We start from the raw sequence: 22,498 nt of genomic DNA, 5'->3' as shown, positions 1-22,498 counted from the left end.
CCCCGAGGAGGAACCTCGTGATCCTGCTTCTGTCCACATCGGACACCGACCTGCTCAGCGCGCGTTCGTGCGACGGCGAGTTCCGGCTGGCGAACCCTTCGCGGCTCGACGTCGCCGAGCTGCCGGGCCTGCTCGACGGCGTCCGCATCGTGGTCGTCCGCATCCTCGGCACCCCGCGGAGCTGGCAGGAGGGCCTCGACACGCTGCTCGCGTCGGGTGCGCACGTCGTCGTCCTGGGCGGGGAGCAGACACCGGACGCCGAGCTGATGAAGCTCTCGACCGTCCCCGCCGGCATCGCCGCCGAAGCCCACGCCTACCTCGCGCAGGGCGGCCCGGCGAACCTCACGCAGCTGCACCGGTTCCTCTCCGACACGCTCCTGCTCACCGGGGACGGCTTCGAGCCGCCTGCCGTGCAGCCCACCTGGGGCATCCTCGAACGGCCCGCGACCCGTGCGGACGGCCCGCTCGTCGGGATCCTCTACTACCGGGCGCACCACCTGTCCGGGAACACCGCGTTCGTGCACACCCTGGCCGACCGGATCGAGGCCGCCGGCGGGCGCGCGCTGCCGGTGTACACCGCGTCGCTGCGTACTCGTGAGCCGGAGATGATGGCCGAGCTGGCCAAGGTCGACGCACTGCTGGTCACGGTGCTCGCGGCGGGCGGCACGAAGCCGTCCGAGGTGGGCGCCGGCGGTGACGACGAGGCCTGGGACGTCGCCGAGATGGCCGCGCTCGACGTCCCGATCCTCCAGGCGCTGTGCCTGACCAGCGACCGCGAGACCTGGGCCGCGAGCGACGACGGCCTCTCCCCGTTGGACGCCGGCAACCAGATGGCCGTCCCGGAGTTCGACGGACGGCTGATCACGGTGCCGTTCTCGTTCAAGGAACTCGACGAAGACGGGCTGCCGCGGTACGTCCCGGACGCCGAGCGCGCGTCCCGCGTCGCGAAGATCGCCCTGGCGCACGCGCGTCTCCGGCACACGCCTGCTTCTGAGCGGCGCGTCGCGCTGATGCTGTCCGCGTACCCGACGAAGCACTCCCGCGTCGGCAACGCGGTCGGGCTGGACACCCCCGCGTCCGTCATCGAGCTGCTGCGGCGGATGCGCGACCTGGGTTACGACCTGGGCGCGGACGCGTTCCCGGGCGTCGACCCGACCGGCACCGACCAGCCCGACGGCGACGCCCTGATCCACGCGCTGATCGCGGCGGGCGGCCAGGACCCGGAGTGGCTGACCGAGGAGCAGCTGGCCGGCAACCCGATCCGGGTGCCCGCCGCGCGCTACCAGGAGTGGTTCGACGCGCTGCCCGCGGAGCTGCGCGAAGGCGTCGAGGGGCATTGGGGCCAGGCGCCGGGCGAGCTGTACGTCGACAACGGCGACATCGTGCTGGCGTCGCTGCAGAGCGGCAACGTCATCATCATGATCCAGCCGCCGCGCGGGTTCGGCGAGAACCCGGTGGCGATCTACCACAACCCGGACCTGCCGCCGAGCCACCACTACCTGGCCGCCTACCGCTGGCTGGAAGAGGAGTTCGGCGCGCACGCCGTCGTCCACCTGGGCAAACACGGGTCGCTGGAGTGGCTGCCGGGCAAGACGGCCGGGCTCTCGGCGTCCTGCGCGCCGGACGCCGTGCTCGGGAACCTGCCGCTGATCTACCCGTTCCTGATCAACGACCCGGGCGAGGGCGCGCAGGCGAAGCGCCGCGCGCACGCGACGATCGTCGACCACCTGATCCCGCCGATGGCACGCGCCGAGTCGTACGGCGACATGGCGCGGCTGGAGCAGCTGCTCGACGAGCACGCGAACATCGCGGCGATGGACCCGGCGAAGCTGCCTGCCGTGCGCGCGCAGATCTGGACGCTCATCCAGGCCGCGAAGCTGGACCACGACCTCGGCGTCGAGCAGCGCCCGCACGACGCGGAGTTCGACGACTTCCTGCTGCACATCGACGGCTGGCTGTGCGAGGTCAAGGACGCCCAGATCCGCGACGGGCTGCACATCCTCGGCGCGGCACCGACCGGTGAGGCGCGCGTCAACCTGGTGCTGGCGATGTTGCGCGCCCAGCAGATCTGGGGCGGCAAGCAAGGCGCGATCCCCGGGCTGCGATCGGCGTTGGGGCTCAAGGAGAACTCCGACGCGCCGACGTCCGAAGTGGACAAGATCGAGAAGACGGCGCGGTCGCTGGTCGAGGCGATGGAGTGGCGCTCCTGGGACGTCACGGCGGTGGGCGGCATCATCGACGACAAACTGGGCGGCCCGGACGAGCAGGTCCAGCTGATCCTGGAGTTCGCGGCGAACGAGATCGTCCCGCGGCTGGCCGCGACCACGGGTGAGCTGGACGCGATCCTGCACGCGCTGGACGGCGGCTACATCCCGGCCGGTCCGAGCGGATCGCCGTTGCGCGGGCTGGTGAACGTGCTGCCGACCGGCCGGAACTTCTACACGGTCGACCCGAAGGCGATCCCGAGCCGGCTGGCCTGGGAGACCGGGCAGGCGCTGGCGGACTCGCTGCTGCGCCGCTACCGCGAGGACACCGGCGACTGGCCGCGGTCGGTCGGGCTGTCGGTGTGGGGCACGTCGGCGATGCGGACGTCGGGCGACGACGCCGCGGAGGTCTTGGCCCTGCTGGGCGTCCAGCCGGTGTGGGACGAGGCGTCACGGCGCGTCACCGGCATCGAGGCGATTCCGCTGGCCGAACTGGGCCGCCCCCGCATCGACGTCACGATCCGCATCAGCGGCTTCTTCCGCGACGCGTTCCCGCACGTCATCACGATGATGGACGACGCCGTGCGATTGGTCGCCGGGCTGGACGAGCCCGCGTCCGAGAACTTCGTCAAGGCGCACGTTTCCGCGGATCTGGCCACGCACGGCGACACGCGACGCGCGACGACCCGGATCTTCGGCTCCAAGCCAGGGGCGTACGGCGCCGGGCTGCTGCCGCTGATGGAGTCCGGGAACTGGCGCGACGACAAGGACCTCGCCGAGGTGTACGCGGTCTGGGGCGGCTTCGCCTACGGCCGCGACCTGGACGGCCGCCCGGCGCGCGAGGACATGGAGAGTTCGTACAAGCGGATCGTGGTGGCGGCGAAGAACACCGACACGCGCGAGCACGACATCGCCGACTCGGACGACTATTTCCAGTACCACGGCGGCATGATCGCCACGGTCCGCGCACTGACGGGCACGGCCCCGGTGTCGTACGTGGGCGACAGCACGACACCGGACGCGGTCCGCACCCGCACACTGGGCGAGGAGACGGCCCGGGTATTCCGCGCCCGGGTGGTCAACCCGCGCTGGCTCGCGGCGATGCGCCGCCACGGTTACAAGGGCGCGTTCGAGCTGGCGGCAACGGTGGACTACCTGTTCGGCTTCGACGCGACGGCGGGCGTCGTCGGCGACTGGATGTACGAGAAGCTGACCGAGTCGTACGTGCTGGACGAGACGAACCAGGAGTTCCTGCGCCAGGCGAACCCGTGGGCGTTGCGCGGAATCGTGGAGCGCCTGAACGAGGCGGCGGACCGCGGCCTGTGGGAGGAACCGGACCCCGAGCTCTTGGCGCAGATGCGGGAGGTCTACCTCTCCTTGGAGGGCGACCTAGAGTCCCAGTAAGGCGGTTGTCCACACCCGATCGGGGTGTGGACAACCCCGCCGTCCACGGCCGGACCACGGCTTCCCGTCACCCCTCACCGATAGACTGGAGCAGGGCACGCCCCCCGGTGGAGGGTGGGGGCCGCCTTCACGCGGGTGTGGGCCGGGCGGCTCTTCCGGAACGGCCAACACATCCCCCGGAGCGGCCGACACGGCGACGGGAACCGCCAACACGGCGTCCAGCACCACCAGCCGAACTCCGCTGTCGGCATGTTGGCCGTTCCGGTCGGCGCAATGGCCGTTCCGGTCAGCGAGTTGGCCATTGCGGTCGGCGTGTTGGCCGTTCCGTCAGCGTGTTGGCCGTTCCGTCAGCGTGTTGGCCGTTCCGTCAGCGTGTTGGCTACCCGGGCGACATGGTGGCCGTTGCCGTTGTCGCCTCTGCTCACTTGGGCGATGACTTTGCCGGAACTCTGCGTGGAGCGTGTGGCCTGCTTTTTGCGCCCGGGCCGGGGCCTCTTCGGCGGTGGCCATCATGTCGGTGGCGCAACCGCCTTTCGTCGTCTCCGGAATGCGACATTTCTCGGGTTTCGCCCGTAACCCCGCCTTCGCCTTGACTTTGAAATGGTCTAGTCCAATGATCTGTCCACCCTCGAACCCCACCGGGAGGACAGATCATGCGCAGAAGCAGACTGGCCGCCGTCGGGCTCGCCGCCGCCACCTTCATCGGTACAGCAGTGAGTCTCGTGATCGGCGCGCCCTCCGCGACAGCGGCGCTGGGCAACAACTGGTACGCCGCGGCGCCGTATCTGATGCCCGTGAGCAACAATCCCCCGGACCCCGTCACGGTGATGAACGCGACCGGGCTCAAGGCGTTCCAGCTGGCGTTCATCCTGGCGCCCAACGGCGGCGGCTGCAGCCCGACCTGGGACGGCACGGCCGCGGTCTCCTCGGACACGAACGTCGCCGGCGTGATCTCCCGGATCCGCGGCGCGGGCGGTGACGTCTCGGTGTCCGTCGGCGGTTACGGCGGCACGAAGCTCGGCCAGACCTGCGGGACGGTGGCCGCGACGACCGCCGCGTACCAGCAGGTCATCTCGAAGTACTCGCTCAAGGCGATCGACTTCGACCTCGAAGAGCCGGAGTACGAGAACACCGCGGCCATCGCGAACGAGCTCGGCGCGGCGAAGACGTTGCAGGCCAACAACCCCGGCCTGTTCGTGTCGGTGACCATGCCGGGCACCGCGGCCGGCACCGGCTGGTTCGGCACGCAGCTGCTCGACCAGGCGAAGTCGATCGGCTTCTCCCCCAACAACTTCTCGATCATGCCGTTCGACGGCGGCTTCAACGGCGGTTCGTCGCAGGTGTCGGCGCTCGAGGCCCTGCACGGCCTGCTGATGTCACACATGGGCTGGGACAGCGCCACGGCGTACTCGCACGAGGGCTTCTCCGGCATGAACGGCAAGTCGGACGCGGCCGAGATGTTCTACACGTCGGACTTCCAGACGGTGTACGACTACGCGACCAGCCACGGCCTGGGCCGCTTCACGTTCTGGTCGGTCAACCGCGACCGTGCCTGCGTCGGCACGACCGACAACGGCGTCTGCAGCAACGTGCCGCAGAACGACTGGGACTTCACGAAGTTCAGCGTCCGCTTCGCCGGGGCGACCCCGCCCCAGACGACGCCGACCACCAATCCGACGACGCCGACCACCCCGGGCGGCGGCTCGTGCACGGCGGCGGAGTGGGATCGCACCAAGGTCTACGTGAAGGACGACGTGGTCAAGCACAACAGCCACAAGTTCACCGCGAAGTGGTGGACCCAGGGCGAAGAGCCCGGGACGACCGGTGAATGGGGCGTCTGGGCCGACAACGGCGCCTGCTGATTTCGCTCTGCCGAAGGCCGCCCCGGGCTCGCTCGGGGCGGCCTTCGCTCGTCAGAACTCGAGGTGGGTGTTCTCGCGCTGGACCTCCGGGGTCAGCGCGGGCACCTCGACGACGTGCCGCCCGGCTCGGCGCAGCAGCTCGGTGCCCTGGGCGTCGACGAAGACCGGCGGCTCCCGCCACGCGAACACGACGCGCGGGATCCCGGCGTCGAGGATGAGCCGGGTGCAGCTGCGCGGGTGCGAGCTGCGGTTGCTGCAGGGCTCGAGCGAGCTGTAGATGGTGGCGCCGGCCAGCCGCGGGTCACCTTCGCACCTGGCGAGGGCGGCTTCCTCGGCGTGGTTCAGCGGTTCACCCTCGCCGGAATGCCCGGTCGCGATGACGTCGCCTTCGGCGTCGGTGATGACGGCCCCGACCCGGAAGGTGTGGCTCGGCGGGCACTCGGCCGCGAGCGCGATGGCCTCCCGCAGCCGCTGGACGTCCCGGCCGGTCGGTTCGTCGACCGCACGGTATTCGAGGATCGCCATGCCGGTCAGTTCGCGTGCTCTGACCAGCCGCAACGGCCGCGGGTAGAGGCCGGGCCCGACGAACCGTGGCGCGTCCGGCTGCCCGACGAAGAACGGCGCGATCGCCAGCCGCAGCTCGTCGGCCAGCCCTTCGGCGAGGAACCGCGTGTGGATCCCGCCACCGCCCTCGACCAGCAGGTTCTTGATGCCGCGCGCGCCGAGGTCGTCGAGGACACGGCCGAAGTCGGGCGGATCCCCGGCGTCGACGACGGTGGCGACGTCCTTGAGCGCGTCGGCGGCACCGGGCGGCGCGTAGACGATCTTTTCGGTGTCCCCGACGGTGAAGAACTGCGCGTCCGGATCGAGGCCGCGGGTGGTCAGGGTGACCTTGACCGGCTGCTCGGACTTGCCCAGCTCAAGACGTTGCCGCCGCAGTTCGGGCGACCGGACGAGCAGCCGCGGGTTGTCGGCCCGCACGGTCCCGGCCCCGACGAGAACGGCGTCGGCCTCGGCCCGCAGCCGGTCGACGACAGCGAAGTCGTCCTCAGTGGACAGCACCAACCGTTCGGGTGAGGTGTTGTCGAGGAAACCGTCGAGCGACTGCGCGGCGGAGAGCAGGACGTGCGGCCGGTCGATCACCCGGCCCAGTATGCCGGGCCGTAACACCGCGGGCGATCGGGACGTCCTAGGAACCATGACCACGCGAGGCTGGCAGAAGGAGCGGACGCTCACCACGCTCGACACGGTAGGCCGCCGGGTAGCGGTGACGACCGGCCTCACCCGCGACCCGGAAGGACGCCTGGTCGCGGTCATCGCGGTCGGCGACGGCCCCACGGCGATCTTCCGCCACCTGCACGACCCCGACGACCGCACCGAACTGGTGATCAACGCGGCCGACACGGCGGACGACCTCCACACGCTGACGGGCATCGCCCCGGTACGCCAGCTGCGGCGCCGCCGCCGCTAGCACGGCGCCGGTTCCGGCCGCGAGGCCTCGGCAGACGTTCCGGCCGCGCGGATTCCGGCTCCGCGGAGGTTGGCCAAATAGTGCGGCCTACCCCGCGGGTTTCAGCTCTGCCGAGTTGGCCGCCCAGTTTCGGCCGGACCCTGCGGACTTCAACTCCGCCGAGCTTGACCTCGCAGTTGCGGTCTACCCCGCCGACTTCGGCTCCGCCGAGCTTGGCCGCCCAGTTTCGGTCTACCCTGCCGACCTCAGCTCCGCCGAGCTTGACCGCGCAGTCGCGACCTACCCCGCGGACTTCAGCTCTGCCGAGTTGGCCGCCCAGTTGCGGCCGGACCTGCGGACTTCAACTCCGCGGAGCTGGCCGCCCAGTTTCGGCCGGACCCTGCGGACTTCAACTCAGCCGAGCTTGACCGCCCAGTTTCGGACTGACCCTGCGGATTTCAGGTCCACGGGTCGGGCCGCATCGTTTCGGCCGCGCGTTCAGCCGCGTGGCGGTAGTCGTGGAGTTCCGGCTTGCAAGATCAGGCACTGCGGATTCGACTCGGTGTGGTCCGAGCTCGCCCGCTTCTTCATCGGCTTCATGTGCCAGTACACGCCGGAGAGCGTCACCCGAGGCGCGCAGGTGTTCGGTCCCCGGTTCCTACTCCGCGCGGTCCGCCCTACGAGCTACGGTGCCCAGCCGCCGGCTGTTGTCGTCGGCGAGGCGAACCCCTCGACCGCGGCACACCCAGCCGCCCATCGCCGTGGCGATGGGGCGGCGGGCTCAGCCGGGCAGGACGGCGTACTGGCGGACGTAGAGGTCCGTGTACGTCACCGGGCCGCGGGGGCCGGGGACCTTGTCCAGGTTGATGCCCGTTTCCGGGACCGCGAGCAGCTTGAAGCCGTCGAGGAGGCGGGTCGGGGCGTTCCAGAAGACGCCCGTGCCCGTGTAGCCGTCGAAAAACGCATCGGCGGCGGCCTCGTCCTCGGTCGCGATGCCTGCGGCCAGACCCGAGGTCTGCTCGTTCGCGATCTCGACGGCGTCGGCGAGGGCGCCGACCTTGGCGACCGTGACCGTCGCCTCGCGGTCGGAGTCCAGGGCCCACTCGTAGCCGATCGCGTGCTCGTGCGGGGCCAGCGAAGGCGTCACGCCCCGTTCGGCCAGCGCGTCGGCGATGCCCGGCCAGACGTCGTCGTGGATGTTTTCGTGGATCAGCAGCAGGTTGAGCCGGTTGCAGACCCCGAGCCGGTCGAGGCTGGCGAAGACCAGGTCGCGTGCCTTGGTGACGTCCGCGCCGCGGTCGACGTACAGGACGCCGCCGCCGTCGGCGTGGGCGAGCGTGCCGACGCCGTGGATCGCGGCCTCGGTGGCCAGGGCGCGCGTGCTGTCGCCGCTGCCGCGCAGGATGACGAGGGGCACCAGGTTCGGCAGGCGTACCAGCGCGGACGCGGCTTCGCGCTCCACGCGCGGCACCAGCTGAATGCAGTCCGCGTCGATGCCGGCTTCCGTCAGCGCCGGCGCGATGACCACCTCACGCAGCCGCTGCGCCGAGCCGAGCGCGGCCGAGCCGGTGCGCAGCACGCCGGCGTTGCGCGACTTGACCAGCTGCGACGCCACGTCGACCGTGACGTTCGGGCGCGCCTCGTAGTTCGCGCCGATCACGCCGACCGGACGGCGCCGTTCGACCAGCCGCAGCCCGCCGTCCAGCGTGGACACCTCGACCGAGCGCTCCTGGTGCGGGGCGCCGGCGAGGAGCCGCAACTGCTCGGCCATGCCGGTCAGCCGCTCCGGGGTGATGGTGAGCCGGTCGAGCAGACCGGCGCTCATCCCCTCGGCGGTCGAACGCTCGACATCGGCCTGGTTCGCCTCGAGGATCTCGTCGCGATGCGTCAGCAGGCGTTCGGCCATCCCGGCCAGGGCGGCGTCCACGGCCTCCGCACTGGCGGCGGCAAGCGACGGCGCGGCCAGCTTCGCAGCCCGTGCGCACTCCTCCACGGCCTTGGCGACCTCGTCCATCGTTCGGCTCCCTCCGGCTGACCAGCGAGAGACCAGTTTGCCGCATCGACCCGGCCCGGTGGGTCAGGGGCTCCGCCACGACCACGAGCGACGGCCGACCGCGACGAGACAGCGCACCGGCCGCACACCGAGAACGCCGGACGCCCGCGCCGGAGCGCACGACGCCGCGCCGCGATTCGGACAGCCGATCTGCGATCACCGCTCCGCCCCCGGCCCCGGCCCCGCCCCGCCCCGCCCCGCCCCGCCCCGACGACACCATGCCGCAATTCGGACAGCCGGTCTGCGATCACCGGCCTTGACGACACCCTGCCGCGGTTTGGGGACCAGCGGCGGTCCGCGATCACCGTTGCCGGTCAGGCGGCCACGGGCTCCAGCAGCCACAGGCCGCCCGCGATGAGGCAGCTGACCGTCGCCACGCCGAACACCAGGACCCAGAGCACCGGCGGTACCGCGGTCAGGCGGCCGAGCTGGTCGGCGTCGGAGTCGCGGGCCTGGCCCCGGCGGCGCTTGGTCTGCAGCTCGATCACCGGCCGGACGCCACCGAAGAGCAGGAACCACGTCAGCAGGTAGCCGAACGGGGCCTGGACCTCGACCGGCGCCACGAAGGCGACGAGCGCCAGCACGACCGCGCTGGCCACGACCGTGAACACGCCGTAGGCGTTGCGCACCATCACCAGCACGCCGAGCAGCAGCAGCGCGATCAGCACGAGGACCGTGCCGACCAGGTCGTTGCCCAGCAGGCTGGCGAACAGCAGCCCCAGCACCGACGGCGCCAGGTAGCCGGCCATCGCGGTGAACGCCATCCCCGGCCCCTCGGGCTTGCCGCGCGAGACGGTGACGCCCGAGGTGTCCGAGTGCAGCTTGATGCCCTGCAGGCGCCGTCCGACCAGCACGGCGGCCAGCCCGTGCCCGGCCTCGTGCACGATCGTGACGACGTTGCGCGCCCGCCGCCACGGCGTGCCGCCGACGAGCACCACCAGCAGCGCCACGGCCCCGGCGACCAGGGTGATGACGGCGGGCGTCTGGGCCTGCTCCAGCAGCGTCCCGGCCGGGTCGGCGGCGGCTTGGAGGGCCGCCGGGACGTCACCGGCCGTGCTGCCGAGCGCGAGTTGAACGGGCGAGCTCACCCGGACACCTCACCACAGGCGACATCTGGCTACGGTGAGTCCCCACCGGACCGGGGTCCGCGGCTTCCGGTATGGGTTCGGGTCGTTGGCACACCTCACTTTCGTGGATCGGGACGGTAATGGTGCTTCGGGCGGGGCGAACGCGCCCGCGATCCGGGGACGACCGGTGCGGCTCAGCTCATCGCGACTCCCGCATCCGGGCCTCGCCCTCCACCCGGAAGAGGAACGATGCCCAGCTCCGGAACGGCGCCCAGGCCTCCGCGATCTCCGTCAGCTCGCCGACGTCGGCGTCCGGGAGGTGGTAGGCCTCACGCATGATCTCGTGCAGGCGGCTCTCTCCTCGCGGGAAGACGTCCGGATGTCCGGCGCCGCGGATCAGGATCAGCTCCGCGCTGAACCGGCCGACGCCCGGCAGCTGCTGCAGCTGTTTGAGGGCCTCCGCCGCCGGCATCGACCGCAGCGCCGCCGCGTCGAGCAGGCCGTCCGCCGCCGCCTGGGCGATGCCCCGCAGACGCTCGAGCTTGTGCGCGGGCGCGCCCGGCAGGTACTCCAGCCTCGCCAGCTCTCCCGGCGCCGGGAACGAGGAAAGCCGCACGCCGCCGACGTCGACCTCCGTGCCGTGACGGTCGGTGAGACGGCGGCGCAGCCGTACCGCCTGGGTCATCCAGATCCGGTGGCTCAGCACCGCCCAGCACGCCGCCTCGTACGGCGACGCGAACAGGACCGGCCGCAGCCCGGGGTGCAGGTCCTGCAGCAACGAGACGACCGGATCGCGGCGGCCGGCGGCCGGGAACTCCGTGCCGTCGACGTCCAGGGAGCACATCCTCATCACCTGGGCCAACGCCGCTTCGGTGTGCTCCGCCGGGCCGTGGACCTCCGCTTCCACCACGCCCGGCGATCTCTGTCTCAGGACCGCTCCCATCGGCGTCCACGCGCCGTCGACCGGGAACGCCACCCGGAGCGCTCCGGGCTCCGTGCCCGCTTCCGGCCGCCCGGCGGGCGCGAACCCCGTCAGGAACCGGGCCGCCGCGGCCAGGTCGAACCCGCCGTGGATCAGGATTTCCCCGCTGGTCGTGGCAATGGTCGAAGCTGTCATGTCTCCTCCTCGGATCGTCGGATCGGAACCTCGCCGACGACGTTAGGAAGGGGCACCGACAATTTCCGGCCTCGAACACCCGAGCCCGGCTTTGTTCACTCGGTCGAGTGACCTCGGCTTGGGCATACTGCCGGTATCCGAACGATGGGAGCGCCTGTGCCGACCACCGCCCTCGACCGGCTCGAGAAGCTGCTGGGGACCCCGGCGGACACCCACGCGGGCTTCCTCGACCTGCTGGGCACCGCGGACCAGGCGGGGCCGCCCACCGGCATCACCCAGCGCCTGATGCGCACCACCCTGCTCCCCCGGGTCTACGAGCGGTACTGGCGCCCCGCGCTCGGCCGTGTGCTCAAAGGCCCGGCCGGGCCCAGCATGGCCGGCGAAGTCCGGCTCGCCACGGAACTCCTCGACCTCGCGCCGGGCGCAACCGCTCTGGACGTCGCCTGCGGCACCGGCCGGTTCACCCGCGCGTTCGGCGAAGCCGTCGGCCCGGGCGGACTCGCGATCGGCCTGGACGGCGCACGCACCATGCTCACCAAAGCGGTGGCCGAGGGTGGCCCGGCCAACGTCGCCTACCTGCGCGCGGACGCGGTACGCGTCCCGCTGCGAGCGTCCACTGTGGACGCTGTCTGCTGCTTCGCCGCGCTCCACATGTTCGCCGAACCGGAGACCGCGCTGGACTCCTTCGCGCGCGTACTCAAGCCTGGCGGCCGGATCGTGCTGCTCACCAGTGCGCGCCGCGGGCGGCAACCCGCGCGGTGGTTGGAGTCCGTCGGCGGGATCGTCAGCGGGCAGAAGATGTTCGACCGCGGCGAAATCGCGGCGAGCCTGCGCGCCCGCGGCTTCACGGACATCACCGAGCGGTACGCCGGGGTCACGCAGATCGTGGCGGGCCGGCTGGGCTGAGCGGCGCGAACTGTCGGGGGTGGCGGTTAGCATCGCCCTCATGACCCACGCCGAACCCGTCCCGCCCGACGACAGCTACCTCCGTTCCCTGGTCGAAGCCACCGCCGAAGCCGTGGCGGCGGCCGAACCACTGCCCTCGCCACACACCGGCGCGGACGAGGCGACCCGGGCCGAGGTGACCGCCGCGGTCGAGCGCACCTCACCCGATCTGGTGGCGTTGAGCCAAGATCTGCACGCTCATCCCGAGGAAGGGTTCGGGGAACACCGCTCGGTCGGCGCGCTGGCGGACCTCTTGGCGCGCCACGGCCACGAAGCGACCGTCGGCGTGGGCGGCCTCGACACCGCGCTGCGGGTGAGCACACCCGAGCGGGACGGTCCGCACATCGCCGTCCTCGCCGAATACGACGCGCTGCCCGGCCTCGGCCACGCGTGCGGCCACAACGTCATCTGCACCACGGCCGCGGGCGGTTTCCTCGGCGCCGCGACGGTCGCCGAACGGCTCGGCGGGCGCGTCAGCCTCATCGGCACACCGGCCGAGGAAGGCGGTGGCGGCAAGGAGATCCTGGCTCGCGCGGGCGTCTTCGACGACGTCGACGCGGTGATCATGCTGCACCCGTTCAGCCACGACGTCGCGCTGCACCCGTTCCTGGGCCGCCGTCAGCTGGAGATGGTCTTCCACGGTGTCGGGGCGCACGCTTCGGCCCAGCCGTTCATGGGCCGCAACGCCCTCGACGCCGCGGTCGCCGCCTACCAGGGCGTCTCGGCGCTGCGGCAGCAACTCCCGCAGAGCGACCGCGTGCACGGCGTGTTCAGCGACGGCGGCGCCCGGCCGAACGTCATCCCGGCCCGCGCCGCGTTGCTGTTCTACCTGCGCTCCCAGAACCCTGAGACGCTGCGCGACCTGGCCACCCGCATGACGTCGATCGCCGAGGGCGCGGCGGCGATGACCGGCTGCGGCGTCGAGCTGATCTGGGACGCCCAGGCCGCGTACCTGCCGATCCGGTTCAACACCGCACTCGCCGGGCGCTGGTCGGTCAACCAGGCCGGCACCGGCCGCAAGCCGCTGCCGCCGGGCATCGTCCCGGAGTCGCTCACCGGATCGACCGACCTCGGCAACCTTTCCTACCGGATGCCGGCACTGCACCCGATGCTCGGGATCGCCGGCCCCACGGTCGCGTTGCACACCAAGGAGTTCGCGGCCGCGGCCGGCTCGGAGACGGGTGACGCGGGCGTCCGCGACGGCGCGCTCGGGCTGGCCCTGACCGCCGCGGACTACCTCGGCGACGCCGAGCTGCGGAAGGCCGTCCACGACGAGTTCGAGGCGGCGGGAGGTGCCTTGGACGTTCCGGCTTTCTTCGACTGAGGCGCACGGAAAGCCTGAGAACCGCCTGAGTTTTCTCAGCTGATTCTTCTCAGCAAAGCTGCGGGGTTTTCCACAGGTTGTTCACAAGCACGGGCGCGAATCTTGGTTCATGACCGAGAACGAGAGTCGGCCCGGCCCCGCCTCACCCGGTGGGCACCAGCCGCACCAGAACACCCAGCAGTACGGGCCGTACGCGCAGTACGCCTACCACCAGCAGGCCGCGCCGAATCCGCTCTTCACCCCGCAGCCGCCGCCTGCACCGCAGGCTCTCAAGAAGCCGCGCAAGGGCGGCCGGATCGCCATGCTCGTCGGCGCGACCGCGCTCGGCGCCGCGCTGGTCGGGGGCGTCGGCGGCGCCGCGATCGTCGGGCTGACCGCGACCTCGGCGGACGGCACGACGTCGGTGAGCACGCCGGCGGCGACGGGGCAGACGGTCTCCAACAGCACTTCCGGCGACGTCAGCGGCGTCGCGGCGAAGGTGACGCCGAGCGTCGTGCAGATCAACGTCACCACCGGCCAGGGCGAGGCGATCGGCTCCGGCGTCATCCTCACCGCCGACGGCCGAATCCTCACCAACGCGCACGTCGTCGACGGCGCCCAGAGTGTCGTCATCACGACCTCCGACGGCACGAAGTACCAGGCCAGCGTGGTCGGCGCGGACACCAAGGCGGACATCGCGGTGGTCCAGGCGAAGAACGCCAGCAGTCTGACGGCGGCCAGCCTCGGGGACTCGAGCAAGCTCGCCGTCGGCCAGGAAGTTGTCGCGATCGGCTCGCCGGGCGGACTGCAGAACACCGTCACGACCGGCATCGTCAGCGCGCTGAACCGGAACCTGTCCGACATCGGCCAGGGCGAGCAACAGCAGCAGTCGCCGTTCAACCGCACCTCGAACCAGACCAGCGACTCGCCCAGCTACACCGCGATCCAGACGGACGCCTCGATCAACCAGGGCAACTCCGGCGGCGCGCTCGTCGACGCGAACGGCAACGTCATCGGGATCAACTCGGCGCTCTACAGCCCGACGGCCTCGGCCAACGGGTCCGCGGGCAGCGTCGGGATCGGCTTCGCCATCCCGATCAACGACGCCAAGAAGATCGTCGACCAGATCGTGAACGGCTGACAGACGCGGACGGGCCGTATTCGGGGCGGCCCCTCCAGTCCTCCCGTGTCGGGGCGCGGAGGACACCCGGCGAAGGCCGTTTCGAGAGTCAATCGGGGGCTCTCGAAACGGCCTTCGTGCTGCCTACAGCTCGTAAGTGAGCGTGAAGGTGTGGTTCTGCTCCGCGTCCATCTCGATGCTCGCCGTGCCGGAGATCCCGCTCAGCTCACCCGAGCCGGAGCCCGTGAGGATCTTCAGCGTCAGGCCGGTGTCGTCGGCCGTGTGGTGCAGGACGAACGCGCCCTTGCGACCGTCGACCGAGACGGCGAGACGCTCGAAGGCGACGTACGCGCGCGAAGTCGCGTTGGACGCTGTCAGCATCTCGACCGTGCTGGTCCCTTCGACCGCGCCGGTGAACGTCTTGGCGATCGCCACCCGGGCGAACTCCGTGCCCGCGGCCTCATCGGTCGCCTGCGGCTCCCACTGGTCGAGGACGAACGACGCGGTGGCGGTGCTGGTCATGGCTGGTTTCCCCTGTTCGTCGGTGATGAACGCCAGCTTGGCAGCGATACCTGACAGGTCGCGTCAGGTTTTCTCAGCGCTTCCGGTTGCCGAACAGCCCGCGCGTGATCTCCCGGCCCAGCGCACTGGCCGCGGACCGCATGAACGACTTCACGGCCGGGTTCTTCATCGCCGACTCGATGAACCCGGGGTCGTCCTTCTCCTTGGGCGCAGGTGCGGGTGCCGCCTCGGGCGCGGGCGCGTCCGGGGTGGGCGCGTCGGGGGCGGGCGCGGCGACCTTCGCGGCCAGCTTCTCGTAGGCCGACTCCCGGTCGATCGTCTCGGCGTACTTCGCGTGCAGGTCCGACGAAGCGACCGAAGCGGCGACGGCGTCCGCGCCGATCGAGCCCATCTTCGACCGCGGCGCCCGCAGCCGCGTCCACGCCACCGGCGTCGGCGCGCCCCGCTCCGACAGCACCGTGACGATCGCCTCGCCGATGCCCAGCGACGTCAACGCCGTGTCGAGCTCGTAGAACTTCGTCTTCGGGTAGGTCTTCACCGTCTTGGCCAGCGCCGCCTGGTCGTCCGGCGTGAACGCCCGCAGCGCGTGCTGGATCCGCGCGCCCAGCTGCGAAAGCACGTTGTTCGGGATGTCCGTGGGCAGCTGCGTGCAGAAGAACACGCCGACACCCTTCGACCGGATCAGCTTCACGGTCTGCTCGATGCGCTCGAGGAACGCCTTCGACGCGTCGTTGAAGAGCAGGTGCGCCTCGTCGAAGAAGAAGACCAGCTTCGGCTGGTCGAGATCGCCCTCCTCCGGCAGCTCCTCGAACAGCTCGGCCAGCAGCCACATCAGGAACGTCGAGAACAACGCGGGCTTCGCCTGCAGGTTGTCCAGCTCCAGCAGCGTGACGACGCCCTTGCCGTCGCGTGCGCGCATCAGGTCGTGGACGTCCAGCTCGGGTTCGCCGAAGAAGTCCTCACCACCCTGCGCCTCCAGGTTGGACAGCGCGCGCAGGATCACCCCGGCCGTCGCGGCCGAGACGCCGCCGATGCCCTTGAGATCCGCCTTGCCCTCGTCGCCGGTCAGGTGCGTGATGACCGACCGGAGGTCCTTCGTGTCCAGCAACGCCAGCCCACGCTGGTCGGCCCAGTGGAAGATCAGCCCGAGCGTCGACTCCTGCGTCTCGTTCAGCCCCAGCACCTTCGACAGCAGCACCGGCCCGAAACTCGTGATCGTCGCGCGGATCGGCGAGCCCTTCCCGCCGGTCCCCAGCGACAGGAACTGCACCGGAAACGCCGTGCCCGCCCAGTCGTCACCGAGCTCCTGCGAGCGCTTCGACACCTTGTCGTTCGCCTCACCAGCGGCCGCGAGGCCCGACAGATCGCCCTTGACGTCCGCGAGCACCACCGGCACCCCAGCCGCCGACAACTGCTCCGCCACCAGCTGCAACGTCTTCGTCTTGCCCGTCCCGGTCGCCCCCGCGACCAGCCCGTGCCGGTTCAGCGTCGCCAACGGCAAGCGCACCGCGGCACCCGCGTCCGCCCGGCCGTCGATCACCACCGCACCCAGCTCCAGCGCGGCACCCTCACTCGCATAACCGGCGGCGATCTCGCCCGCCGGCGTCCCCTGCTCCGTCACTCGCGACTCCCCGATCTGTGTCCTGCACCACACCGGTGGCGGCCTCGCGAGCGTAAACGCGCCGTACGTGCAGGTAACGCACCTCTTGTCCCCGTGTCGGGTTAGGGTCACCAGGTGACCGACCGCCTAGTCTGGATCGACTGCGAGATGACGGGGCTCGACCTCGGCAAGGACGCGTTGATCGAAATCGCCGCCCTCGTGACCGACGCGGAACTCAACGTGCTCGGCGAGGGCGTGGACATCGTCATCCACGCCGACGAGGAAAAACTCGCCGGCATGCCCGAGATCGTCCGCGAGATGCACGCCCACTCCGGCCTCACCGAAGAAGTGCGCCGCTCCACGGTGAGCCTCGAAGAAGCCGAGCGCCGCGTCCTCGAGTACATCCGCGAGTACATCCCGGAGCCCGGCACCGCACCACTGGCCGGCAACTCGATCGCCACCGACCGCGGCTACATCACCCGCGACATGCCGGCCCTCGACGCGCACCTCCACTACCGCCTCGTCGACGTCTCCTCCGTCAAGGAACTCGTCCGCCGCTGGTACCCGCGCATCTACTACGCCAAGCCGGAAAAGGGCCTCGCCCACCGCGCCCTCGCCGACATCAAGGAATCCATCGGCGAACTCGACTACTACCGGCGCGTCGCCTTCGTCGCCCAACCCGGCCCCAGCAGCGACGAAGCCAAAGCCGTCGCCGCTGAAGTGCAGGAACAGCACCAGGGGTAACCCCCTGAAAAACCACGCGCGGGCACCCGCTACGATTACGACATCGAGGTGATCGCACGCGGTTGCCTCAGATGGTGGGCGTAGCTCAGCTGGTAGAGCACCTGGTTGTGGTCCAGGAGGTCGCGGGTTCGAAACCCGTCGCTCACCCCGTCACCCCGGTTTGGTCGGTCCCTGCGGGACCTCCCCGAGCCGGGGTTTTGCCTTTTCTTGTGGGGGTCGAACCCCCACACCCCCGCCGGGGGATGCCCCCGGACCCCCATCCCGTGTGGTCGGCCTGGGTGCGTCGGCTCGGGTGGCGTCGGTTTGCTCTTTGGTTCACCCGTTGGTGGTAGTGCTCACGACCGGATGGCTCAGCGTGCGGGAGTTGGCCGCTGGGTGCACCGTGATGTCGTGGGAATTTCACGACCTAAGTTGCGGAAGAAGAAGCTGCGGTACGAGGACATCACCGTCGTCGACCAGTCGTTGCTCAAGCGGGCCGTGGGGGCCGCCGCGCTGGGCAATGCCATGGAGTGGTTCGACTTCGGCGTCTACGCCTACATCGCCGACACCATCTCCGAGGTATTCTTCCCCACCAGTGTCGCCCCCGGGGTGCGGCTGATCGGGACCTTCGGGGCCTTCACCGCCGCGTTCCTCATGCGGCCGCTCGGAGGGCTCGTGTTCGGGCCCCTCGGCGACCGGATCGGGCGGCAGAAGGTCCTCGCCGTCACCATGATCATGATGGCGATCGGGACCCTGTGCATCGGGCTGATCCCGTCGTACACCTCGATCGGCGTGTGGTCGCCGATCCTGCTCGTGCTCGCACGGATGGTCCAGGGCTTCTCCACCGGTGGCGAATACGGCGGCGCGACGACGTTCATCGCCGAGTACTCCCCCGACAAACGCCGCGGCTTCATGGGCTCCTGGCTCGAATTCGGCACGCTGTCCGGGTACGTGCTCGGCGCGACCGTCGTCACCGCCATGAAGACGTGGGTCCCGCACGAGACGCTGATCGACTGGGGCTGGCGGATCCCGTTCCTGGTCGCCGGGCCGCTCGGCATCATCGGCCTCTACATGCGCCTCAAGCTCGAGGAGACCCCGGCGTTCCAGAAGCACGCCGAAGAGGCCGAGAAGCGCGGCCGCTCCGGCGAGCCGTTCTGGAAGATGTTCACCGACTACTGGCCCGCGCTGCTGATCTGCGTCGGCCTGGTGCTCGTGTTCAACGTCACCGACTACATGCTGCTGTCGTACATGCCGACGTACCTGTCCGAGCAGCTGCACCTCGACGCCACGCACGGCCTGCTGCTGATCATCGTCGTGATGGTCGTGATGATGCTGATCATCCTGGTCGGCGGCCGGATCACCGACAAGGTCGGCCGCAAGCCCGTGATGATGGCCGGCTGCCTCGGCTACCTCGTGCTGTCGTGGCCGTTGATGCTGCTGGTGCACGACGGCGGCCTCGTGCTCACGTTCCTCGGCCTGATGGGCCTGGGCCTGCTGCTGCTCTGCTTCGAGGTCTCGATGCCCGCGGCGCTGCCCGCGCTGTTCCCGACCGCGATCCGCTACGGCGCGCTGTCCATCGCGTTCAACATCTCCGTGTCGCTCTTCGGCGGCACAACGCCGCTGGTCATGCAGGCCCTGATCTCCTCGACCGGCCACGACTTCTGGCCGGCCTGGTACCTGATGGCGGCCGGCGCGGTCGGCGCCGTCGCGGTGTACTTCAGCCGCGAGACGGCGAACAAGCCGCTGTGGGGTTCGGGTCCCGCGGTCGAGACCGAGGCCGAGGCGCGGGAACTCGTCCGCGACTCGGCGAAGGGCTAGGCCACCTCGAGCAGCAAGCCGGTCAGCTCGGCGGGCATGGTGATCATGCAGTCGTGGCCGGTCGGCAGCTCCCGGACCCGTTCGCCGGGCGGGACGGGCCGCCGGGTGATGCCTTCCGGCCGCCCGGCGACGCAGTGGATGTGCGTGCGCGGGATCGCTTTCACCGCCGGGTTGTCCAGCCTCACCGACTCCGTCAGGCACCGCACCGGCTGGTCCGAGAGCATCGAACGCAGCCAGGCGACATCGTCGGGATCGGTGACTCCGAACAGTCCGAGCGGCGGGGGCAGCTCCGGCAGCGGCGGCACACGCCAGCCGTCGACGGCGAGATCGACGAGCTGCTTGCTCATCGGCATCACGTCGACCGCCGTCTCGCCGTCTTCCGGCACCATCGCATCGAGGTAGACCAGGTGCGCGATCCGCTCCGGGACGCGGTTGGCCACGGACGAGATGACCAGCCCGGAGTAGCTGTGGCCGACGAGCACGACGTCGTCGAGACGCTCGTGCTCGATCAGGCCGACGACGTCGTCGACGTGGGTTTCGAGCCCGACCTCGGGCCTCAGCAGATGCGCCTTGTCGCCGTAGCCGGTCAGGGACGGCGCGAACACCCGGTGCCCGGCCGCCTCCAGCAGCGGAACCACGCGATCCCAGCTGCGCCCGCTGTGCCAAGCGCCGTGTACCAGCAGAAATGTCGTCATGGGCGAGCGGTTCCTCCTCGTGCCTCGGTACCCTTTGGTAACCGAGACCATCGTGATCCACTCGACGCGCACCGGGCAATACGGCACTAATTGGTGCCCCGGTTCCCAGGAGGTAACCATGGAGGACCCGTGCAAGGCCCGCCAAGTCCTCGGCATCGTCGGGGACAAGTGGGCGCTGCTGGTCGTGCGCATGCTCAAGGACGGGCCGCGGCGCTTCACCGAGCTCAAGCGGTCCGTCGACGGCATCAGCCAGCGGATGCTCACCGTGACCCTGCGCGACCTCGAACGCGACGGGATCCTGACCCGCACGGTCCTCGCCGTCATGCCCCCGAACGTCAGCTACGAGCTGACGCCGATGGGCCGCACGCTGCGCGAAGCCACCGCGCCGCTGCTGGCGTGGAGCATCGAGCACCTGCCGCACATCGACGCCGCCCGCGAGGCGTACGACAACCGCTAGTTCGCGGCGGTCCGCCACTCGTCCCAGGACAGCTGCCAGACGCTCCAGCCGTCGGTCGGCTCGAGCTTCGGGCCGCCGCTGTTCTGGACGGTGACGACGTCGCCCTTCTTGGAGGTGTCCATCAGCCACTTCGTGTTCTCGGTGGACAGGTTCAGGCAGCCGTGGCTGACGTTGCTGTGGCCCTGCTGCCGGACCGACCACGGCGCGGAGTGGTAGAAGATGCCGCTGTAGGACAGGCGCACGGCGTACTGGACGAAGGTGCGGTAGCCGCCGGGCGTGTCCTCGGGGACGCCGTAGGTGCCGGAGTCCATCGTGTAGCCGTTGTGCTCGCTCATGACCGTGTAGTTCCCGGCGGGCGTGGTGTGACCCGGCTTGCCCATGGACGTCGGCATGGTCTTGACCACCTGGTCGTTGACCGAGACGGTCATCTGGTGGGTGCCACCGTCGGCGACCGCGACGAGCTTGTCGCCGACGGCGCCGGTGATCGTCTTGTCCTCACGGCCGTAGCTGCCGTTGCCGAGCGGCTTGCCGTAGACAGCGGCGTCGACCTTGATCTTCGTGCCGCTCTTCCAGTAGTCCTTCGGCCGCCAGGTCACCTGCTTGTCGCCGGACCAGCGGAACGCGCCCTCGGTGGCCGGCTCGGCGGTGACCTTGAGCGCCTTTTCGGCCGCGGCCTTGTCGGCGACGTTGCCGGTGAAAGTGAAGATCAGCGGCAGCCCGACACCGACGGTCTCGCCCTCGACGAGGTTCACCGAGACGCCGAGCTGACGGGCGGGCTTGACGGTGGTGAAGCTCGACTCCGCGGTGACCGGCTTCCCGTCGGTCCCGGTCGCCGTCGCGGTCAGCTTGTAGGCCTTGCCGTACCCGAGCGGCTCGGCGGAGTCCCACCCGGCGCCGTCCGCCCGCGGCTTCCCGGCGACAGGCTTCCCGTCGGCCCCGGTCAGCTTCACGTCCCCGACCTTCCCGTCGGCGACGGCGACGGTCACGGGCTCACCGGGCGCGACGTCCTTGGCGTCCTTGGCCGGAGTGAGCGTGAGCGCGGCGGCCTTCAGCACCGGTTTCGGCGCGGGCGCGGACGACGTCACCTGCGGCGATTCACCCGAAGGACTGCCACTGCACCCGGCCACCGTGAGGCCGATCACCCCCGCGGCCACCAGCAGCCGCGCCCCCATGCCGCTCGAACGCTTCATGCCACCCGCCTGTTTCGTCGTCGATGTCCGCCTCCAGTGTGCCCGACCAGCCCGGACACCGGGGCGGGAACGTCCGAACCCGCGTAAGTGACCCCCCTTGAAACGGGCCGCGAAGCCGGTGCTAATCTTTTCCACGTCGCCGAGGGAAACCTCCGGCAGACACCGGCGCCATTAGCTCAATTGGCAGAGCAGCTGGCTCTTAACCAGCGGGTTCGGGGTTCGAGTCCCTGATGGCGCACCCTCACTCCCCAGGTCGAAGATCTCTTCGGCCTGGGGATTTGTGATTTCCGGCATCTTTTCGCCCACTCTGGACTGTCCACAGTGGTCTCCTGAGGGCGCCAGCCGGGTGCAAGTCGCCTTCAGTGCCGCGTAGCGATAGCGGGACCGGTTGGTGTCCATGCCGCTCGCAGGTTCAGGTGGCCGAGCGCCGAGCATCGACGTGTCACCGATCTCGGCGATATCCGGCCTCACGCGTCATAACGCATGCAGCAACCCCTCTTGTCCTCTACTGAGGTGATCGGTCCGGCACGCCCCCCGACCGTCCCGATCATCGACAGCCGGCTCGGCGGCAGGACGCCCCCCGTTTGCCGCCGGGCCGGGCCGCGACGTCGGCCTCGCCGTCGCCGGGTGTTTGCCGGCGGCGGGCCGGCTCGTAGCCGGGGTCGCGGATTCCGGATACGTCGCCGCGCCGGCTGCGCACCAGGTCCGGGCGGCTGAGCACCACGTGCCCCGTCGCCGACACCGCAGGCATCAGGCGCGGCAGGCGGGCCTCGTCGGCCTCGTTCTTGTGGTGACTGTCGCCGTGGCCTGCGTGTTGTGCCGCGGCCGGTACGCCTGGCGAGCCGATCCGGTCGAGCCCGCTGTCTGACGGGCCGACCGGATGTGCGGGGCATTCGGATCCGTTCGTCGTGGGTGAGCTCATCAGGTCAGCCGGTCATCGCCTCCGACCGGCTCGATCCCCGCGCCTG

Annotated in this window: 18 protein-coding genes and 2 tRNA genes; 11 read left to right on the top strand and 9 right to left on the bottom strand. The window is 70.4% G+C overall.

The genetic code is table 11. From position 1 onward, the window contains the following. Positions 1-17 precede the first annotated feature (17 nt). Both cobN and OG494_RS47460 read left to right on the top strand, forming a co-directional pair. Positions 18-3,608, top strand: a complete 3,591-nt coding sequence (gene cobN, locus OG494_RS47465; protein ID WP_328450308.1) for a cobaltochelatase subunit CobN — start codon at positions 18-20, stop codon at positions 3,606-3,608. Positions 3,609-4,261: 653 nt separating this feature from the next. Further along, positions 4,262-5,470: a chitinase gene (locus OG494_RS47460; RefSeq protein ID WP_328450307.1), complete on the top strand. Its 1,209-nt coding sequence runs from the start codon at positions 4,262-4,264 to the stop codon at positions 5,468-5,470. Positions 5,471-5,521: 51 nt separating this feature from the next. Here OG494_RS47460 and OG494_RS47455 read toward each other — a convergent pair whose 3' ends face one another. Then, the gene (locus tag OG494_RS47455; protein WP_328450306.1) at positions 5,522-6,613 is read right to left on the bottom strand and encodes a dihydrofolate reductase family protein; all 1,092 of its coding nucleotides are present in this window, start codon (positions 6,611-6,613) and stop codon (positions 5,522-5,524) included. 55 nt (positions 6,614-6,668) lie between these two features. Here OG494_RS47455 and OG494_RS47450 point away from each other — a divergent pair, with 55 nt between their 5' ends. Beyond that, positions 6,669-6,941: a hypothetical protein gene (locus tag OG494_RS47450; protein ID WP_328450304.1), complete on the top strand. Its 273-nt coding sequence runs from the start codon at positions 6,669-6,671 to the stop codon at positions 6,939-6,941. Positions 6,942-7,701: 760 nt separating this feature from the next. Here OG494_RS47450 and OG494_RS47445 read toward each other — a convergent pair. The 3 genes from OG494_RS47445 to OG494_RS47435 all read right to left on the bottom strand — a co-directional run bounded on the left by OG494_RS47445 (position 7,702) and on the right by OG494_RS47435 (position 11,157). Continuing rightward, on the bottom strand, positions 7,702-8,934 hold the full coding sequence (locus OG494_RS47445) for an aldehyde dehydrogenase family protein (protein ID WP_328450302.1): 1,233 nt from the start codon (positions 8,932-8,934) through the stop codon (positions 7,702-7,704). A 353-nt stretch (positions 8,935-9,287) separates the two neighbouring features. Then, on the bottom strand, positions 9,288-10,061 hold the full coding sequence (locus OG494_RS47440; protein WP_328450300.1) for a M50 family metallopeptidase: 774 nt from the start codon (positions 10,059-10,061) through the stop codon (positions 9,288-9,290). 178 nt (positions 10,062-10,239) lie between these two features. After that, entirely contained in the window at positions 10,240-11,157 is a 918-nt protein-coding gene (locus OG494_RS47435; RefSeq protein WP_328450297.1) for a DNA-3-methyladenine glycosylase family protein, read from the bottom strand. Positions 11,158-11,313: 156 nt separating this feature from the next. Between OG494_RS47435 and OG494_RS47430 the strand changes: the two genes are divergently transcribed. The 3 genes from OG494_RS47430 (at position 11,314) to OG494_RS47420 (ending at position 14,546) form a co-directional block, all read left to right on the top strand. Then, a complete protein-coding gene (locus tag OG494_RS47430) occupies positions 11,314-12,063 on the top strand; it encodes a class I SAM-dependent methyltransferase (protein WP_328450295.1) in 750 nt (249 codons plus the stop codon). Positions 12,064-12,103: 40 nt separating this feature from the next. Beyond that, entirely contained in the window at positions 12,104-13,426 is a 1,323-nt protein-coding gene (locus OG494_RS47425; RefSeq protein WP_328450293.1) for a M20 family metallopeptidase, read from the top strand. Positions 13,427-13,535: 109 nt separating this feature from the next. Further along, a complete protein-coding gene (locus OG494_RS47420) occupies positions 13,536-14,546 on the top strand; it encodes a S1C family serine protease (protein ID WP_328450291.1) in 1,011 nt (336 codons plus the stop codon). Between the two features lie 123 nt (positions 14,547-14,669). On the opposite strand, the gene OG494_RS47415 is transcribed toward OG494_RS47420, so the two are convergent. Both OG494_RS47415 and OG494_RS47410 read right to left on the bottom strand, forming a co-directional pair. Next, positions 14,670-15,047, bottom strand: a complete 378-nt coding sequence (locus tag OG494_RS47415) for a DUF3224 domain-containing protein (RefSeq protein WP_328450289.1) — start codon at positions 15,045-15,047, stop codon at positions 14,670-14,672. Between the two features lie 73 nt (positions 15,048-15,120). Beyond that, positions 15,121-16,668, bottom strand: coding sequence for a helicase HerA-like domain-containing protein (locus tag OG494_RS47410; RefSeq protein ID WP_328450287.1), 1,548 nt, complete (start codon positions 16,666-16,668; stop codon positions 15,121-15,123). A gap of 114 nt (positions 16,669-16,782) precedes the next feature. On the opposite strand from OG494_RS47410, the gene orn reads away from it, so the two are divergent. The 3 genes from orn to proP all read left to right on the top strand — a co-directional run bounded on the left by orn (position 16,783) and on the right by proP (position 19,188). Further along, positions 16,783-17,391 carry an oligoribonuclease gene (gene orn, locus OG494_RS47405; protein WP_328450285.1) on the top strand — a complete coding sequence of 203 codons (609 nt, stop codon included), beginning with the start codon at positions 16,783-16,785 and terminating at the stop codon, positions 17,389-17,391. Positions 17,392-17,465: 74 nt separating this feature from the next. Then, positions 17,466-17,538: transfer RNA gene (locus OG494_RS47400), tRNA-His, on the top strand. A 198-nt stretch (positions 17,539-17,736) separates the two neighbouring features. Beyond that, positions 17,737-19,188: a glycine betaine/L-proline transporter ProP gene (gene proP, locus OG494_RS47395; protein ID WP_328450283.1), complete on the top strand. Its 1,452-nt coding sequence runs from the start codon at positions 17,737-17,739 to the stop codon at positions 19,186-19,188. Here proP and OG494_RS47390 read toward each other — a convergent pair. Beyond that, positions 19,185-19,883 (bottom strand): alpha/beta fold hydrolase, encoded by a 699-nt coding sequence (locus OG494_RS47390; protein WP_328450281.1) that lies wholly within the window; start codon positions 19,881-19,883, stop codon positions 19,185-19,187. The two genes, proP and OG494_RS47390, sit on opposite strands and share 4 nt — an antisense overlap. A 118-nt stretch (positions 19,884-20,001) precedes the next feature. Between OG494_RS47390 and OG494_RS47385 the strand changes: the two genes are divergently transcribed. Next, positions 20,002-20,340 (top strand): winged helix-turn-helix transcriptional regulator, encoded by a 339-nt coding sequence (locus OG494_RS47385; RefSeq protein WP_328450279.1) that lies wholly within the window; start codon positions 20,002-20,004, stop codon positions 20,338-20,340. Here the strand turns inward: OG494_RS47385 and OG494_RS47380 are convergent. Beyond that, the gene (locus OG494_RS47380) at positions 20,337-21,530 is read right to left on the bottom strand and encodes a L,D-transpeptidase (protein WP_328450277.1); all 1,194 of its coding nucleotides are present in this window, start codon (positions 21,528-21,530) and stop codon (positions 20,337-20,339) included. The genes OG494_RS47385 and OG494_RS47380 overlap by 4 nt on opposite strands. A gap of 165 nt (positions 21,531-21,695) precedes the next feature. Here OG494_RS47380 and OG494_RS47375 point away from each other — a divergent pair. Further along, positions 21,696-21,768 (top strand) — tRNA-Lys (locus tag OG494_RS47375). A gap of 309 nt (positions 21,769-22,077) precedes the next feature. On the opposite strand, the gene OG494_RS47370 is transcribed toward OG494_RS47375, so the two are convergent. Continuing rightward, a complete protein-coding gene (locus OG494_RS47370; protein ID WP_328450275.1) occupies positions 22,078-22,452 on the bottom strand; it encodes a hypothetical protein in 375 nt (124 codons plus the stop codon). Positions 22,453-22,498 lie beyond the last annotated feature (46 nt).

This window comes from Amycolatopsis sp. NBC_00438 (genome assembly GCF_036026695.1).
Classification (GTDB): Bacteria; Actinomycetota; Actinomycetes; order Mycobacteriales; family Pseudonocardiaceae; genus Amycolatopsis.
This window is presented reverse-complemented; position numbering and strand designations above follow the sequence as displayed.